General features: G+C 70.2%; 18 protein-coding genes and 1 pseudogene. 6 read left to right on the top strand and 13 right to left on the bottom strand.

Features of this window, described 5'->3' with window-relative positions:
- Positions 1–49 precede the first annotated feature (49 nt).
- Positions 50–673, bottom strand: coding sequence for a TIGR03085 family metal-binding protein (locus ACWEH3_RS11460; protein ID WP_450024314.1), 624 nt, complete (start codon positions 671–673; stop codon positions 50–52).
- A 412-nt stretch (positions 674–1,085) separates the two neighbouring features.
- Here ACWEH3_RS11460 and ACWEH3_RS11455 point away from each other — a divergent pair, with 412 nt between their 5' ends.
- Together ACWEH3_RS11455 and ACWEH3_RS11450 are read left to right on the top strand one after the other, a co-directional pair.
- Positions 1,086–1,466 (top strand): DUF4189 domain-containing protein, encoded by a 381-nt coding sequence (locus tag ACWEH3_RS11455; protein WP_355070184.1) that lies wholly within the window; start codon positions 1,086–1,088, stop codon positions 1,464–1,466.
- Positions 1,467–1,492: 26 nt separating this feature from the next.
- Positions 1,493–2,050 (top strand): hypothetical protein, encoded by a 558-nt coding sequence (locus ACWEH3_RS11450; RefSeq protein ID WP_355070182.1) that lies wholly within the window; start codon positions 1,493–1,495, stop codon positions 2,048–2,050.
- Between the two features lie 63 nt (positions 2,051–2,113).
- Here the strand turns inward: ACWEH3_RS11450 and ACWEH3_RS11445 are convergent, their stop codons facing one another.
- Positions 2,114–4,087, bottom strand: a complete 1,974-nt coding sequence (locus ACWEH3_RS11445) for a ribonuclease J (protein WP_450024311.1) — start codon at positions 4,085–4,087, stop codon at positions 2,114–2,116.
- Positions 4,084–4,992, bottom strand: a complete 909-nt coding sequence (gene dapA, locus ACWEH3_RS11440; protein ID WP_450024309.1) for a 4-hydroxy-tetrahydrodipicolinate synthase — start codon at positions 4,990–4,992, stop codon at positions 4,084–4,086. Before dapA ends, ACWEH3_RS11445 begins: the two co-directional genes overlap by 4 nt.
- Before the next feature lie 148 nt (positions 4,993–5,140).
- On the opposite strand from dapA, the gene ACWEH3_RS11435 reads away from it, so the two are divergent.
- Positions 5,141–5,584, top strand: coding sequence for a hypothetical protein (locus ACWEH3_RS11435; protein WP_450024307.1), 444 nt, complete (start codon positions 5,141–5,143; stop codon positions 5,582–5,584).
- A gap of 10 nt (positions 5,585–5,594) precedes the next feature.
- Here the strand turns inward: ACWEH3_RS11435 and ACWEH3_RS11430 are convergent.
- From ACWEH3_RS11430 to ACWEH3_RS11395, 8 genes and pseudogenes are all read right to left on the bottom strand, one after another.
- Positions 5,595–6,793: pseudogene (locus ACWEH3_RS11430) on the bottom strand (winged helix-turn-helix domain-containing protein).
- A 32-nt stretch (positions 6,794–6,825) separates the two neighbouring features.
- Positions 6,826–7,845 (bottom strand): hypothetical protein, encoded by a 1,020-nt coding sequence (locus ACWEH3_RS11425; protein WP_450024305.1) that lies wholly within the window; start codon positions 7,843–7,845, stop codon positions 6,826–6,828.
- On the bottom strand, positions 7,838–9,160 hold the full coding sequence (locus tag ACWEH3_RS11420; protein WP_450024303.1) for a sensor histidine kinase: 1,323 nt from the start codon (positions 9,158–9,160) through the stop codon (positions 7,838–7,840). Before ACWEH3_RS11420 ends, ACWEH3_RS11425 begins: the two co-directional genes overlap by 8 nt.
- Positions 9,124–9,843: a response regulator transcription factor gene (locus ACWEH3_RS11415; RefSeq protein ID WP_450024320.1), complete on the bottom strand. Its 720-nt coding sequence runs from the start codon at positions 9,841–9,843 to the stop codon at positions 9,124–9,126. Before ACWEH3_RS11415 ends, ACWEH3_RS11420 begins: the two co-directional genes overlap by 37 nt.
- Positions 9,844–9,916: 73 nt before the next feature.
- The gene (locus ACWEH3_RS11410) at positions 9,917–10,369 is read right to left on the bottom strand and encodes a flavodoxin family protein (RefSeq protein ID WP_450024301.1); all 453 of its coding nucleotides are present in this window, start codon (positions 10,367–10,369) and stop codon (positions 9,917–9,919) included.
- 28 nt (positions 10,370–10,397) lie between these two features.
- On the bottom strand, positions 10,398–10,898 hold the full coding sequence (locus ACWEH3_RS11405) for a hypothetical protein (RefSeq protein WP_450024299.1): 501 nt from the start codon (positions 10,896–10,898) through the stop codon (positions 10,398–10,400).
- A gap of 34 nt (positions 10,899–10,932) precedes the next feature.
- Complete coding sequence (gene dapB, locus ACWEH3_RS11400) at positions 10,933–11,679, bottom strand: 4-hydroxy-tetrahydrodipicolinate reductase (protein ID WP_450024297.1); 747 nt, start codon at positions 11,677–11,679, stop codon at positions 10,933–10,935.
- 219 nt (positions 11,680–11,898) lie between these two features.
- Entirely contained in the window at positions 11,899–12,189 is a 291-nt protein-coding gene (locus ACWEH3_RS11395; protein WP_450024295.1) for a hypothetical protein, read from the bottom strand.
- Positions 12,190–12,262: 73 nt separating this feature from the next.
- Between ACWEH3_RS11395 and ACWEH3_RS11390 the strand changes: the two genes are divergently transcribed.
- A complete protein-coding gene (locus tag ACWEH3_RS11390) occupies positions 12,263–12,697 on the top strand; it encodes a MarR family winged helix-turn-helix transcriptional regulator (protein ID WP_450024293.1) in 435 nt (144 codons plus the stop codon).
- A gap of 44 nt (positions 12,698–12,741) precedes the next feature.
- Here ACWEH3_RS11390 and ACWEH3_RS11385 read toward each other — a convergent pair whose 3' ends face one another.
- Positions 12,742–13,854 (bottom strand): alcohol dehydrogenase catalytic domain-containing protein, encoded by a 1,113-nt coding sequence (locus ACWEH3_RS11385; protein ID WP_450024291.1) that lies wholly within the window; start codon positions 13,852–13,854, stop codon positions 12,742–12,744.
- Positions 13,855–13,945: 91 nt separating this feature from the next.
- On the opposite strand from ACWEH3_RS11385, the gene ACWEH3_RS11380 reads away from it, so the two are divergent.
- Complete coding sequence (locus tag ACWEH3_RS11380; RefSeq protein WP_450024289.1) at positions 13,946–14,338, top strand: hypothetical protein; 393 nt, start codon at positions 13,946–13,948, stop codon at positions 14,336–14,338.
- Between the two features lie 115 nt (positions 14,339–14,453).
- A complete protein-coding gene (locus ACWEH3_RS11375; protein WP_450024287.1) occupies positions 14,454–14,885 on the top strand; it encodes a YbaB/EbfC family nucleoid-associated protein in 432 nt (143 codons plus the stop codon).
- Positions 14,886–15,102: 217 nt separating this feature from the next.
- Here the strand turns inward: ACWEH3_RS11375 and ACWEH3_RS11370 are convergent, their stop codons facing one another.
- Complete coding sequence (locus ACWEH3_RS11370; protein WP_450024285.1) at positions 15,103–15,591, bottom strand: FBP domain-containing protein; 489 nt, start codon at positions 15,589–15,591, stop codon at positions 15,103–15,105.
- Between the last annotated feature and the right edge of the window lie 58 nt (positions 15,592–15,649).

Below are 15,649 nucleotides of genomic sequence, written 5' to 3'. Positions count from 1 at the left end.
GGCTTTTCGCCGGTCCCGGGTCCCGCGCGACGGGATGGCTGCGCGGAAATCAGAATGACCGGTCGGACTCGAGTACCGCCCGAACGGCCTCGGGAGCTCCGGCGGTATCCAGCCGCACCTCGTCCCGGCCGAAGGCATGCAATACCAGTTCCGACGGCTTGCCGGTCAACGTGACGACGTCCTCGGCGGCGGACCGCACCACCGTGCGCCTGCCGTCCGGCGTCGCCAGCTCCACCGTGACCGGCGCCTTGCGGTAGGCCATCCTGGCCATCTTGCGCAGCACCGACCACAGCTGATCCTCGTCGGCCGCGGGCAGTTCACGTGGCTGCCAACCGGGCTCGGCGCGGCGCACGTCCTCGTGATGAACGAACATCTCCGACAGATTGACCACGGCGTCGACCGGTCGCAGCGGCGACCACCACGGCGGGCCGGTACGCACCAGCTCCAGCAGTTCGGGGAACGGCTTGCCCGCCGCCTTCGCCTGCACGCGCTCGAGATACCCCGCGAGCGGCTTCAGCAGGATGCCCGGCGCGGCGTCGGGCCGCCGTTCCCGAACCACCAAGTGCGCGGCCAAGTCCCGCACCGTCCACGCACCGCAGAGCGTCCGCGCGTCCGGTCCCGCGGCCTCCATCGCCTCGACGATTCCCCGGCGTTCCCGCTGTGCCATAGTCACAGTCCCGAACATACCGACCGCTCGGCCATGCCGCCGCGCGGCACGACGCACCGCGATCACCGCAACCGCCGCGCCACCAGCCGATCCCGCACCGGCACCTCCCCGCAGCCCGCGGCCGACCGGAGGAACCGAGGCCCTGCCACACCTTGGGGTCATCCGGAACCGAGCCGCGATGATATTGCGGTTCAGGGGGTTTCACCGCACAGGAAGGCAGCGTGAGTCCCGCCTCCGAGTTGCGAGGCGGCTGACCGTGGGCCACACTTGGCGCCACGCCGATCGACGTGCATCCATAGCACGGCATTCGCGGCTCTCCCTGCCGGGAAATCTCCGGCTAGCGTAATGAGAATCGGCTCTGTACCTTGTCACTCGGTCCATCGGGTCGTGGGCCAATGACAAGAAGGGGCAAATCCTCGTGAAGAAGTTTGCTACCGGTGTGGCCGCGCTCGCGGCGGTAGGTGCCGCGCTGGCTGTCAGCGCGCCCGCCGCGAATGCCTACACCAACAACTACGGCGCGATCGCGCTGTCCACCTCCACCGGTCTGATCGGGTACTCCTACGACTACCCGAACTCGGCTGCCGCGGAGCAACGCGCGATCAACTCTTGTGGCGCAGGGGATTGCCAGTCGGTGGTCTGGTTCCGCAACGGCTGCGGCGCCGTGGCGTACTCCAGCGGCACCGGCACCTGGAGCTGGGGGTACGCGTCGTCGCGGCGCAGCGCGCAGGGACAGGCCCTGGCGCACAACGATTCCGATGCCTACATCGTGCACTGGAACTGCACGTCCAACCACGGCTGACGCCCGGAATTCGAGAAGGAAACAACGTGAAGCACCGCACTTTCCGGACCACCGTGGCCGTCGTCCTCACCGCACTGGCGTGCTCGTTGACCGCCTGCGCCTCCAACGACGACTCCTCGTCCCCGAGCACCAGCGCCGCTCCCGGGCACCCCGCGGGTGAATTGGAGGGCGGCTCGGGCAAGGGCGACAAGGAGGCAGGCTCCGCGCCGACCACGCCGTCCTCGCCCGTATTGCCGAAGCCCACCACGCAGCAGCTCAACGAGCGGCTGCAGAAGGCGTTCGACCCGAACGTGCCGAACACCGAGAAGATCAGCTGGATCCAGGCCGCCGAGCAGGATCCCTATCTGGTCGCCAACCTCGTCGACGCCGCGAAGAAGCAGAAGGTCACCGTCGAGGTCACCAACGTGGGCGACCCGAAGGACGGCAAGCTCAAGGCCGACGCCAAGGTCACCATCGACGGCACCCCGGTGGACAGCGCGTTCATCCAATTCGTGTCCGAGGGCGGCCAGTGGAAGGTCGACCACACCTTCGCCTGCAACATCGTCAAGAGCGCGAAGATCGAGTCCGCGGCCTGCCAGGAGTAAGCCGCTACCGCGTGGGAAGCGCCGGGCAGCTGGGCTGCCCGGCGCTTTTCGCTGTGCGGAAGGTCAGACGCCGATCACGGTCGGCACGATCATCGGACGACGACGGTAGGTATCGGCCACCCAACGGCCCACCACGCGGCGCACGCCCTGCGCGATGCGGTGGGTGTCGGTGACGCCCTCGCCCGCCAGCCGCAGCAGTTCGGCTTCCACCAGTTCGGCCGCATCGAGCAGTGCGGTGGGATCGTCGGAGAAGCCGCGTCCGCTCAGCTCCGGCGTGCTCACCGCCTTGCCGGTGGTCTCATCGATGGCGACGGTGATGGCGATGAAACCGCCCTCGCCGAGCACCAGCCGGTCCGACAACGTCGATTCCCCGACGTCGCCCACCGAAAGCCCGTCGACGTAGACGTGTCCCACCGGCACCCGGCCGACGACCGAGGCTATGCCGTCGACCAGGTCGACCACCACGCCGTCCTCGGCGAGCACCACCCGCTCCTGCGGCACTCCGGTCGCCACCGCCAGCGCCGCGTTCGCACGCAGGTGGCGCCACTCGCCGTGCACCGGCATCGCGTTGGTCGGACGCACCGCGTTGTACAGGTACAGCAGCTCGCCCGCCGAGGCGTGCCCGGAGACGTGCACCTTGGCGTTCTGCTGGGTGATCACCGTGGCTCCGAGCCGAGCCAGGCCGTTGACCACCGCGAACACCGAGTTCTCGTTCCCCGGGATGAGCGAGGAGGCCAGCACCACCAGGTCGTCCGGGCGGATGTTGATCTGCCGGTGGTCGCCGCGCGCCATCCGCGACAGCGCCGACAGCGGCTCGCCCTGCGAACCCGTCGAGATCAGCACCAAGCGATGACCGGGCAAGGTGGCGGCGACGTCGAGGTCGACGACCACGCCCTCCGGCACGGTGAGATAGCCCAGATCCTGGGCGATCTGCATATTGCGGACCATCGAGCGGCCGACGAAGCACACCCGCCGCCCGTACTTCTGGGCCACGTCGACGACCTGCTGGATGCGGTGCACGTGACTGGCGAAGGACGCGACGATGACCCGGCCGCGTGCCTTGCCGATCACCGAGTCCAGCACGCCGCCGATCTCCCGCTCCGGCGTGACGAAACCGGGGACCTCGGCGTTGGTGGAGTCCACCAGGAACAAATCGACGCCCTCGTCACCGAGCCGGGAGAATCCGGCCAGGTCGGTGAGCCGCCCGTCCAGCGGAAGCTGGTCGAGCTTGATGTCACCGGTGTGCAGGGCGACGCCGGCCGGCGTGCGGATGGCGACGGCGAGCGCGTCGGGAATGGAGTGGTTGACGGCGAAGTACTCGCAGCGGAACGGGCCGTGCGCGCTGTGCTGCCCCTCGGTCACTTCGATGAGCTTCGGGTGCAGGCGGTGTTCCCGGCACTTCGCGGCGACCAGCGCCAGGGTGAACTTCGAGCCGACGACCGGGATGTCTGGCCGCAGCCGCAGCAGGAACGGCACCGCGCCGATGTGGTCCTCGTGTCCGTGCGTGAGCACGACCGCCACGACGTCGTCGATCCGGTCCTCGATGGGGCGGAAGTCCGGCAGGATCAGGTCGACACCCGGCTGCTGATCCTCCGGGAACAGCACGCCGCAGTCGACGATCAGCAGTTCGCCGCCGTACTCGAAAACCGTCATATTGCGGCCGATTTCGCCGATGCCGCCGAGGGCGACCACGCGCAGGCCGTTCTCGGGGAGAGCGGGCGGAGCGCCGAGCCGGTCGTGCGCGGCGATCGGATCCGCCTGCGCCGGAGGCTCTTCGACCCGCCGTGCACCCGACTGTCCCCGTCCGCGGCCCGCTCGCCGGGATCCCGCATCCTGCGTCCTGGTCTGTCGACGCGCCTGCACGGGCGCGGGCTGCTCGGCTGGAACGGCGGGCACCGTCGTCTCGTCGAGGGCCGGTTCGGGCAGCGCGACGGTTTCCGACGGCGTCTGCTCGGCCGGTGCGGCGGGGGCGGGGGCGGGCGCTCCCGCGGGACGGGACGCGCCGCGACGGCGGCGACGGGGTAGGGACTCGCTCACGAAAGCACTCCGACCGCTCGCAGGTCCGCGGCGAGCACTTCCAGCTGCTCGCCGGTCGGCATCAGTTGCGGCAGTCGCGGTTCGCCGACCTCCACGCCGAGCAGCCGCAAACCACCCTTACTCATCGCGACGCCGCCCAGCCTGGCCATCGCGGCGTGCAGCGGCAGCAGCGTGGTGTTGATCGCGCGGGCGCGCACGACCTCGCCCGCCGTGTACGCCTCCAGCAGCGCGCGCAGCCGTTCGGGCACGAGATGTCCGATGACGCTGATGAATCCGGCCGCGCCGACCGACAGCCAGGGCAGGTTGAGCGCGTCGTCGCCGGAGTAGAACGCCAGACCGGTGCTCGCGATGAGCTCGGCGCCCATGTTCAGGTCGCCCTTGGCGTCCTTGACCGCGACGATGCGCGGGTGTTCGGCGAGCTTGCGGATGGTGTCGCTGGCGATCGGCACCACCGACCGTCCGGGAATGTCGTACAGGGTGACCGGCAGATCGGTGGCATCCGCGACGGCGGTGAAATGAGCGATCAGCCCCTCCTGGGAGGGCCGGGAATAGTACGGCGTCACCACGAGCAAACCGTGCGCACCCGCCCGCTGCGCGTTGCGCGAGAGTTCGATCGAATGGGCGGTGTCGTAGGTGCCCGTCCCCGCGATCACGGTCGCCCGCTCGCCGACGGCGTCGACGACAGCGCGCAGCAGATCGGCCTTCTCCGATTCGGTGGTGGTCGGCGATTCACCGGTGGTTCCCGAGATCGCGAGCAGGTCGACGCCGCGGTCGACCAGGCGGGCCGCCAGCGCGACCCCGGCATCGACGTCGAGCTTGCCGTCGGCGCTGAAGGGGGTCACCATCGCGACACCTACCGTGCCGGACGCACGCAGCTCCGTTGGCGTCGATTCACCGTTCTTCATGGTCAGAAAGGCTACCCGGTCGGGGACACGCCCTCGACACCGTCGTCGGCGATCAGGCCGCAACAAGGACGCGAATCCATATCGACGACGGTCCGATGATGTCATTTCGCCGCTTGCCCGATGTCATCGATGACGTCACACTGACATCATGGATTTGAACAAGTACACCGGCCAACTGCGCGAGAACCTGATCGCCGCCGCGGCGCTGGGCGACGAGAAGACGCAGGCCACGGCGGCCGCACTGGCCGCGGCGACGGAAGGCCCGGCCCGCTTGGTGCTGCTCGCCGCGCTGTCGGACCTCGCCGCCGAGGTCAGCGCCGCGCTCGGCGACCGCACGGTGCACGTCTCGGTCGACGGCACCGACGCATCCATCGATGTGCGCAAGAGCACGGTGGGCGAGCAGAGCCCCTCCTTCGAGGAGATGACCGGGGACATCAGCAGGGTCACGCTGCGGCTGGTGGAACAGATGAAGGCGCGCGCGGAAGAGGCTGCCGCACAGAGTGGTCAGTCCCTGAACTCGTGGCTGTCGAGCGCCGTGCACGGAGCATTGCGCGATCAGATGCGCGGGTACGGGCCCAAACGAGACATCTGACCCGAACGCGCTACAGCAAGGCGGCGAGATTGCCGCGATCGCCTGTCGCGACCTCGTCCAGTTCGAGCCAGTCGGCCAGCTCGCGCAGCGCGCTGCCGAGGGCCTGCGCGGTGGCCGGAGTGTCGTAGCCGGGCTCGGCGAACGCGGCGGGCACCCACAACCGGCCGTTCGCGCGTTCCGCCCGCAGATCGACGCGGCCCACGAGTTCGCCGTCGAGCAGGAACGGGAAGACGTAGTACCCGTGCACCCGTTTGTGTTCCGGGGTGTAGATCTCGATGCGGTAGTGGAAGTCGAAGATCCGCTCCGTGCGGGCGCGGAAGAAGATGAGCGGGTCGAACGGGCACAGCAGCGCCGCGCCTTCGATGCGACGCGGCGTGGGAGTGCCCGCCCGCAGATAAGCCGGTTTCCCCCGCCCTCCACCTCCACCGGGATCAGCTCGCCCGCGTCCAGCAGATCGGCGATGGCGGGTTCGGTCTGGGTGCGCTGGAGGCGGTAGTAGTCCCGCAGGTCCGCTTCGGTGCCGATGCCGTGCGCGGTGGCGGCACGCAGCACGAGTTCACGAACGGCGTCCTGCTCGGTGACGTCGCGTGCCAGCACCTCCGCGGGCAGCACCCGCTCGGTCAGGTCGTAGTGCCTGGTGAACCCCACACGCGTGGCTACAGACAGCGCGCCCGCCGCGAAGAGTTGCTCGCAGATCATCTTCGTATCGCTGAGATTCCACCAGGAGCCCTTCGGCCGCGGCTTGTCCAGCTCCAGGTGGCGCTCCACCTCACCCGCGGTGGCCGGGCCCACCGCGGTGATCACGTCCAGGATGTCCTTGCCCAAGGTCGGATTGCGCTCGACCACCTTGCGCATGCCGGACCAGCGCCCGTGCTCGTATCGCCGCATCCGCCAGCGCAGCAGCGGCCAGTCCTCGACCGGGATGAGCGCGGCCTCGTGCGCCCAATACTCGACGAGCGACCGTGGCCGCCGCGAGCCGTTGCTCCACGCGGCCTGATCCAGGAGCGTGCGGTCGTAGGGCCCGATCCGGCTGAACACCGGCGCGTAATGCGCCCGCACCACCGCCGACACCGAATCCAGCTGCAGCAGCTGCGTCCGGTCCAGCACGCCGAGCACCGTCCGCCGCGTGATCCGGCCGGGCTTGCGCGCCCCGAAGCCCTGCGCCGCCAACGCCGTTCGCCGCGCCGCCGCCGCACCCATCTTCCGCATAACCGACAACGATGCCATGGGGCACCGACAGGTCAGGTGGATACCGTGACCGCGCCCGTGGCGTCGATCTCGGTGCGGCGGTCGCGGTCCGACGCGGTGGCCAGGACGGTCGCCAGGATGCGGCGGCCGGTCGGGAGGATGCGGACGGTGACCGAACCGTCGTTGGCGGCGTCCAGTTCCCTGGTGGCGGCGTCGATCACCTGCTGGCGCACCCGATGCGGGACGCCGGTGAAACCGCCGTCGTCGAGCAGGATCACCTCGACACCGCGGGAGCGGGCTCCGCGGGCGGCGCTGCTGAGTTGGTCGGTGGCCAGCTGCGGGGCCCGAAGCCCGTCGCGGAGTTCGGCTTCCAGGAGCCTGCACTGTTCCCGCTCGGCGGCGCTGAGTTCGTCGCCGTCGGCGATGCGTTCCAGGATCGGGCGCGCCACCGCGTCCAACCGAGCCAGCTGACGGGTGCGTTCGGAGTTCTCCGCGGCCATCGCGGCTTCGGCGGCGGCGCGCATGGCCGCTTCGTCGCGCAGCAGCCGCAGCGACCGCTGGGTGGGCCGCATGATCGCCGCGAACAGGGAAACCCCGGCGACCGTGGCGACCGGCACGATCGAACCGACGACGACGCCCTCCCGCAGCCCCGCCACCACACCGACCACGGCGATCACCACGCCGATGCCGGCGACACCGAGCCAGGCCGCGGCCGATCGTCCGCGCAGCACCAGCACGGCCAGCACATAGGACGCGGCGAACGCCGTCCACACCTGCTTCGACCAACCGTGCTCGACATCGAACGAGGTCAGGGTGGTGGCCAGCGGTCCGGAGGCCGCGACGAACACGGTCGCGGGCCAAGGCAGCGGGTCGGTCGGCGCCGCCATCACCACGACACCGGCCAGCGCCAGCACGACCAGCGCCGCGACCGCCGCGGCCACCGGCGATTCCGAGAAGTTCCGGACCATGTACAGCACGATGGTCGCTTCGAGCACCACCAGGAACAACCAGGCCGCGCGGTCGCGGAGCCCGAGCAGATCGCGCAACCCGAATTCGGCTTCCGTCTCAGCCATTTCCGCCCCATACCAACGTCACGGTCGTTCCCTCGCCCGGCTCGGATTCCACGAACCCGGCGCCGCCGGACAGTCGACGCATGCGGCCCAGGATGCTCACCGAGATGCCGAGCCGATCGACGGGCACCGCGCTCAGGTCGAAACCCGCTCCGTCGTCGCGGAACACCACGCGAATCCCGCCGGCGCTGATCGTCACAGTGACGGTCCGGCGCACCTCTCGCCCGACGACGGTGGCGTGTCGCAGGCTGTTGCGCACGGCCTCGGCCAGCGCGGCCGCGATCGTGCTCGCGGCGTCCACCGGCAGGTGCAGATCGTCGAATCCGGCCCAGCGCCGCGTGGTGAACCGGATACCGGGGTTCACCTCGTGCACGGCCGAGCGCAGGAACCCGATCGCGGATTGCGCGTCCAGGCGGTCGGGTTCGATCTCGGCGCCCCGGCACTCGTCGAGTTGTTCCAGGGTCCGTTCAGCCTGGCGGCGCAGCACCGGAGATTCGGTCCCGGCGCGGGAGGCATCCAGCAGAGTGGACAGCACGGCGTCGTGGATCAGCGCGGCGAATCGCGCTCGTTCCCGTTCCCGGGCCGCCGTGCCCGCGACCGCCGCCGCGCGGCTGCTCTCGATCGCCGACTCACGATCCACTCGGGCCGCCGCCGCCCTGGCATAGATCACGCACCACAGGAACAGCGCGCTCAGGCCCGCCGCCCTGGCGAAATCGCCCAGCAGCGCGAGCGCGGTGGTCTCCCGCAGCACGACCAGATTGGCCAGCGCGCTGAACGCCGCACCCACCACCAGGTAGGCCACGGCCAGCGGCGGACGCCAGGCGAGCACGGCCGCGAGCACGCCGAGGGCCAACACCCGATACAGCCACACCGAAGCCGCTTCGGCATTCGGCGTCGCGTACGCCACCGGAACCACCGCCATGGCCCCGAGGAAACTCACCGCTGCCGCGCCGGCCACCCGCTGGATCACGCGCGGGCCCATGCCGACCGAAACGACCGCGAGCACCGGGAACAGTCCGAACGCCAGCACCACCTCGACGATCGTCCACTGAACAGGAACGAAACGGCTCTGATCGGCGATCTCGGGCAGCTCCACGATCGCGGCGATCACGCCGGCGATGCCGATGGCGAAACCGAACCGGCGCAGGATGCGATCGGCGGCGCCCTCGGAGGCCTTCTCCCTGGACAGCGCGACGACTCCGCGACGCCAACGGCTCGCACGCGGCCGGTCGAGCGGGCGGGAACGGGGGTGCGACGGAGTGTCCAGCATGCTGGACGCGGTCATCCGCGCGGCTGCCGCTCGGGAACCGGCAACCACCCGTCCTCCACCGCCCGCTTGTAGAGGTCGGTCTTGGTGGGCGCCGGACGACCGGCGTCGGCGTACTTCTGCCGGATGCGGCCGAGATAGTCGTTGACCGTCTGCTCGGACAGACCGGTCAACCGCGCGACCCGGGATGCCTTCTCCCCGGACGCGTACAACGTGAGCACTTCCTCCTGGCGCGGGCTCAGGCCCACGTCGGACAGCTGCGGATCGCCGTCGATGGCGGCCGCCCAGTCGGTGGTGACCACCTGTTCGCCGCTGGCCGCACGGCGCACGGCGGCGACGACCGTCGGCACGTCCTCGGACTTGCGCACCACACCGAGCACCCCGGCGCGCGCGGCGGACCGCACCAGGAAGGCGTTGTCCGCGCCGGTGAAGACCAGCACCTCGATGCCGCGGTCACGCAGGGCGCGCACGTTGTCCTCGGGCGAGGACCCGTCGGCCAGCCGCAGGTCCAGCACCACCAGATCCAGCTTCGGCGCGCCGTCGGCGGCGGACAGCAGTTCCGGCACGGTGCCCGCGGTCAGCACCAGATCGAGATCCGTTTCCCGCGCGAGCATCGCGGCGAGACCGATCGCGACCGATTCGTGGTCCTCGACCAATCCGATTCGGCGCGGGGCGTTCTCGCTCCCTTCGGCCCAGGTCACCTGGCTCTCCCATCCCGAGATACTCGTCCACATCCCCACCGCGACAACATCGCAGACAGTATGCCGGGCAATGGTGCGCCATGGTCAGACACCAGAATTCGGGGGATCAGGGCATGAGCCCGGCCGCGAGCGTGGCGCCCAGCTCCCAGCACCGCTGCAAATCCTCCTTGGCGGGCGGACCGGAGACCACGACCGCGGCGGAGGCCTGCTCCCAGCCCAGTCCGGTGGTGATGCTCGCCACCCCGCGCTCGGCGCCCTCGGTGCCTTCGTTGCCGTGCAGATACAAGCCGTACGGGCGCCCGCGCGTGGAGTCCAGGCACGGATAGTAGAACGTGTCGAACGCGTGCTTGAGCGCACCGCTCATGTATCCCAGGTTCGCCGGACTGCCCAGCAGATATCCGTCGGCGGCCAGAACGTCGGACGCGGTGACGGCCAGCGCGGCTCGGCGCACCACCTCCACGTTTTCGATCTCGGGGTCCGTGGCCCCGGAGACGACGGCCTCGAACATCGCCTGCATGTGCGGGGACGGCGTGTGATGGATGATCAGCAACCGGGCCACCCTGCGATGGTATCGGCCCGCGCGATCGTCAGTCGGTGCCGCGCTCGTGCCGTTCCAGGGCGACCGCGCGGCGCATGGTCTCGCGGGCCCTGGTGCGGTCGCCGGCGTAGTCGTAGGCGCGCGCGAGGCGGTAGGAGACGCGCCAGTTGTCCGGGTCGGCCTCCCACTCCGCCTTGACCGTCGCGAAAAGCTCGTCGGCGGCCGCGCGTTCGATGCGGCCGGACGGCAGGCGCGGCAACGCGGAAGTGTCGAGTTCCAGGCCCTCGTCGTGGATGCGCCGCGCCAGATGCTGATGCGCCAGGGCCGCGCGCACCGTGGCCACGACGATCCAGACGCCCAGCAGCGGCAGGATCAGCACGCCGACGCCGATCACGATCGCCGCCACCTCGCCCGAACCGATCAGGCTGAACGCGATCCGGCCGAGCAGCAGGAAATAGAACACGAGCACCAAGATGAGCGCCGCGATCGGGGCGACCACCTTGACGATTTCCCCGCTGCCCTTACGCTCGGCAGGCTCCGAGCCGCTCACGGTCGCGCTCCACGCCGCGGCGCTCGCCACCGGCTCACAGGTCCAGGAAGGGGTCGAGTCCGACGGTGAGACCGGGGCGGTTCGCGATCTCACGCACGCCGAGCAGCACACCGGGGGCGAACGACGAGCGGTCGATCGAGTCGTGCCGGATCGTGAGCGTCTCCCCCTGCGTGCCGAACAGCACCTCTTGGTGGGCGACCAGACCGGCGAGCCGCACCGAGTGCACCCGCACCCCGTCCACGTCGGCGCCGCGCGCACCCTCCAGCTCGGTTGTCGTCGCGTCGGGACTGCGGTTCAGGCCCGCTTTGTCCCGGGCGGCGGCGATCAAGCCCGCGGTGCGGTAGGCGGTGCCGGACGGCGCGTCCGCTTTGTTGGGGTGGTGCAACTCGATGACCTCCACCGATTCGAAGAACCGGGCGGCCTGCTCGGCGAAACGCATGGACAGCACCGCGCCGATGGCGAAGTTCGGCGCGATCAGCACGCCTACTTCGGGGCGACCCGACAGCCAGCTCCGCACCTCCGCCAAGCGAGCCTCATCGAAACCGGTGGTGCCGACCACCGCGTGGATGCCGTGCTCCACCAGGAACTTCAGATTCCCCATCACCACGTCGGGGTGGGTGAAGTCGACGACCACCTGGGTATCCGCCGCGGCGAACCCGTCGAGCGAATCGTCCTTGTCGACGGCGGCGACCAGTTCCAGATCGTCCGCCGCCGTCACCGCCGCGCAGATCGCCTGTCCGACTTTGCCGCGCGCTCCGAGCACTCCGACCCGAATGGCCACCGCACCTCCTCGTTCCGTTTCCGGTCGGGATCAGCCTAGTGGGCCGGCCCGACCGCGAGCCCGCCGCCCGACAGTGCCCGGCGAAAGAGCGGCAACCAGAACTCCGCGCTGCCCTGCGCCGAGCCGAGCGGAGGCGAAGACGGCCGCTCGACGAACGCCGCCGGACGAAGTCCGCCCTCGGATTCGCGCCGGGCCGAGCGAAGGCGAGGAAGCCACCGATCACGTCGGGCGCGGTTCACCGGCCTCCGAGTTCGTCGCGCCTCCGAGGTTGACGACCATCCGTCGCAGGATCCGCAGGGTTCCGGCGAACCGCTCATCGCTGATTCTCTCCGCCAATTGCCTTCTGCGACGGGCGATCCGGACGAAGGCCTCGTCGTGAGTGACACGACCCTCCTCGGTCGGCGACAGCGCGCCCCCGTCGTCGGAGACCAGCCCGTCGGCGACGCGCCCGGCCAGTTCGGTCGGCCATTCGGAGTCGTCGGCACAGAACGTGTCGCGATGAATGGCCATCATTCCTCCTGTGCATGTTTTGCGACAATTAGATGTATTCACATATGAATTCCGGGGATGACAGAGTGAGGGAATGGACGAGGACGATGCGATCACCGTCGCCGTCGAAGCGGCGATGGTTCGGATCCGGCGCAGGCAGACACGCGGTGCGCTGAGCGACGGCGCGATTCCCGTCGCGGTGTTCCGCGCGCTGGACGCCGTGGCCGACGGCGCGGCCGACACGGTCGGCGCGCTCGCTCCCGCGCTCGGCGTGGATCAGCCGAGGGCCAGCCGCCTCGCAGCCCAGGCGGTGTCCTCCGGCCTGCTGGAACGCGTCGCCGATCAGCGCGACGGACGGCGTTCGGTCCTGCGCCTGACCGCCGCCGGGAACCAGGCGGTGGCCGAGGCCAGAGCGGGCAGGCGGGCCGCCATGGCCGCCGCCATGGCCGACTGGACCCCCGCCGAGCGCGCCGAGTTCGCCCGCCTGCTGGAGCGATTCATCGACCGGATGGACCGGCCCACCGGTTGAGCGACGCGCGCCCCCGGTCGAGCGGGCTCCGGCGGCGCACCGGATCAGTCGAAGACGATGACCTGCCGCAAGGCGTGGCCCGCGGCGAGTTCGTCCATGGCGCGGTTGATTTCATCGAGCCCGACGTGCGCCGAGACGAGCCGCTCCACCGGTAGACGTCCCGCCCGCCACATGCGGACGTACTCGGGGATGTCCCGCGACGGCACCGCGGAACCGAGGTAACTGCCGACGATGGAGCGCCCCTGGGCGACCAGCGCCAACGGCGAGATACCGGCACGAGCGTCAGGAGCGGGCAGTCCGACCGTCACGGTCGTGCCGCCCGGAGCGGTCGCGGCGACGGCGGTCTCGAAGGCACGGACGTTGCCCGCCGCCTCGACCACCACCTCGGCCTGCACACCGAGCTCGGCGACCTCGGCCGGGGTGTACGCCGCGTTTACGCCCAATTCCCGGGCGAGCGCCAGCTTCTCCGGCACGGTGTCGACCGCGATCACCTCGTGTCCCTCGGCGGCGAGCGACACCGCGACCAGCACCGCCGCCATCCCGACGCCGCCCAGGCCGACGACCATCACCCGGTCACCGGCGCCAGGTCGCGCCGAGTTCAGCAGAGCGCCACCGCCGGTCAGCACGGCGCAACCGAGAACGGCGGCGACCTCGGCGGGCACGTCGTCCTCGACCGGCACGACCGACCTGCGATCCACCACCGCGTGGGTGGCGAAAGCGGACACACCCAGGTGGTGGTGCACCTCGGCGCCGTCACGGGACAACCGCCTGCCGCCGTTGAGCAATTCGCCCGCGTTGTTGGCGACGCTGCCGGGCACGCAAGGCGTGCGACCGTCGGTCGCGCACCCCGCGCACTCACCGCACCGCGGCAGGAACGTCATGACCACGCGCTGCCCGGCCGCGATATCACCGTCACCGGGACCGACCGCTTCCACCCGGCCCGCGGCCTCGTGGCCCAGCAGCATGGGCACCGGACGGACCCGGTTGCCGTCCACCACGGACAGGTCCGAATGGCAGATCCCCGCCGCCTCGATCCGGACCAGCAGTTCTCCCGGCCCCGGCTCGCGCAGCTCCAGATCGCACACGGTGATGGGCGCCGACTCGGCGAAGGGCGCCGGCGCCGCGATCTGCTCCAGGACCGCTCCACGAATCTTCATGCCGCCGACGCTACCGCGCCCTGCGGTCCGGGCACATGGGACGGTCGCCGCTCCCCGCCACGTGGGGAGCCGCCTGCGTACGATGCCGCGCATGGGTGTGGATCTGGTGGCTGCGGTCGAGCGGTTGCACGCCGACCTGGCGACGTGGCTCGGGTCGCAAGCGCAGGCGGAGGTGTTCGAGCGGTTCGCCGCGGCGCAGCACGAACGGTTCAGTATGGTGACGACCGGTGGCGAATTGCTCGGGCGTGGCGCGTTGCTCGCGGGTATCCGCGGCGCGCGAAATGCTCTGCCCGGATTGGTGATCGAAGTGTCCGAAGTCGAGGAACTCCTGCGCTCCGGCGACATCGCGGTGGTGCGGTTCCTGGAGACACATCGGACGGCCGGGAGCGTCACCAACCGCCGCGTGACCGCCGTGCTGACGACCGATGACCCCGGCGCGGTTCGCTGGCTGTCGGTGCACGAGACCGAGTCCGCACCGACCTGACCCTTCCCAGCATCGGGATGCGCGCGATGCGTTCGCGTCCCGCCTGCCCGACAATTTCGGCCTCGTTCCCGGACCCGATTCGACGGTCGGGAACAAGGTGGACTCGAGGAGGTCGGTGCCGGTGGACCGGTGGGAATGCGACGGGATGCGCTCCGCCAACAGCGGAATCCGCAACCAGGTGGACCACATCCTGGATGCGCTCGCCGAGCAGCGCACCCACCTGTCGGAGGTGCGCGACCAGCTGGCCGCCCTGCGGTGCACGGCCGCGTCGGCGGACAAGTCGGTGGAGGTGACCGTGGATGCGGCGGGCATCCTCGTCGACGTGCGGTTCGCGCCGACCGCGCTGCGCAGCACACCGGAACAGCTGGGCCGTTCGGTCACCGAAGCGGGCAAACAGGCGGCTCGGCTGGCCCGTGAACAGCACGCGGCGATCATCGCTCCGATCGTCGCCGAGGCAGGCTCGATCCCCGACCTGCCGGATCTGGTCCCCGGCGCCCCCAGCTTGCGCGCGGTGTGGGAACCCGCGCGCGACGAACCGGCGGGCTGATGCGCTCGGGATCTCCGGGGTGGTGATTCCTCACCGGACGGGACGACCCGGGCGATCCGGGTCGACTCGACCGGCGAGGAATCACGGCCACCCCGAGCCCCGTTGCGGTGTAGGCGACTCGGGGTGGCTCGATAGTGCGGTTGTCGAATGTCGGCACATGGCATCTACCTCCGTTCTGGCGGGCAGCGCACCGGCTGCCGGTGGATGGGCGCGAGGATCAGGCGTACAGCTTCGCCAGGAACGTGTCCAGGTGGTCGCGCACCCGCTCGATCTTCTCTTCTGGCGTGAGATCCTCGCGGTATCGGCTCCCGAGCGCGGGGCGCTTCTTGTTGCGCGCGTAGAGCGAGCAAGCGAGATCGGTGCACATGTAGGTGCCGACCGAGTTGCCCCTACGGCCGGATTCGCCCGCCTTGTGCGCGGTCATCAGCGAGACTCCGCCGCCGGTATGGGTGGTCAGGCAGATCGTGCACAGCTGCGCCCGGCCGGTGCCGCCGGTGGCATAGCGCAGTGCCACGCCCACCAAGCGGTCGTCGCGCGGGGCGACCAGGTACCCGCGCCCGGGCAGCGACGGATCGCTCCAGCCGAGGAAGTCCAGATCCGCCCAGGGCCGTTCGTCCAGGTCCTTGGGTACCGGCAGCCGTTTGGCGTCGCCTTTCGAACAGTTGACGAACGACGACCTGATGTCGCGTTCGGTGACGGGTTCCACGATGGGTCTCCTTAGTCGATCGGTGGACAAACTCGAGCGAGGTTACGGTTCCGTGGTA

The organism is Nocardia sp. NPDC004718, assembly GCF_053601535.1.
Note: the sequence above shows the minus strand (reverse complement) of the source record. Positions and strands in the feature narration are given on the sequence as shown.

Bases quoted from the DNA above. Each gene is read 5' to 3' on its own strand.
- dapA (WP_450024309.1), bottom strand. From the start codon at position 4,992: ATGAAGAACGGTGAATCGACGCCAACGGAGCTGCGTGCGTCCGGCACG.
- ACWEH3_RS11380 (WP_450024289.1), top strand. From the start codon at position 13,946: ATGGGTGTGGATCTGGTGGCTGCGGTCGAGCGGTTGCACGCCGACCTG.
- ACWEH3_RS11385 (WP_450024291.1), bottom strand. From the start codon at position 13,854: ATGAAGATTCGTGGAGCGGTCCTGGAGCAGATCGCGGCGCCGGCGCCC.
- ACWEH3_RS11425 (WP_450024305.1), bottom strand. From the start codon at position 7,845: ATGGCTGAGACGGAAGCCGAATTCGGGTTGCGCGATCTGCTCGGGCTC.
- ACWEH3_RS11435 (WP_450024307.1), top strand. From the start codon at position 5,141: ATGGATTTGAACAAGTACACCGGCCAACTGCGCGAGAACCTGATCGCC.
- ACWEH3_RS11395 (WP_450024295.1), bottom strand. From the start codon at position 12,189: ATGGCCATTCATCGCGACACGTTCTGTGCCGACGACTCCGAATGGCCG.
- ACWEH3_RS11390 (WP_450024293.1), top strand. From the start codon at position 12,263: ATGGACGAGGACGATGCGATCACCGTCGCCGTCGAAGCGGCGATGGTT.
- ACWEH3_RS11415 (WP_450024320.1), bottom strand. From the start codon at position 9,843: ATGTGGACGAGTATCTCGGGATGGGAGAGCCAGGTGACCTGGGCCGAA.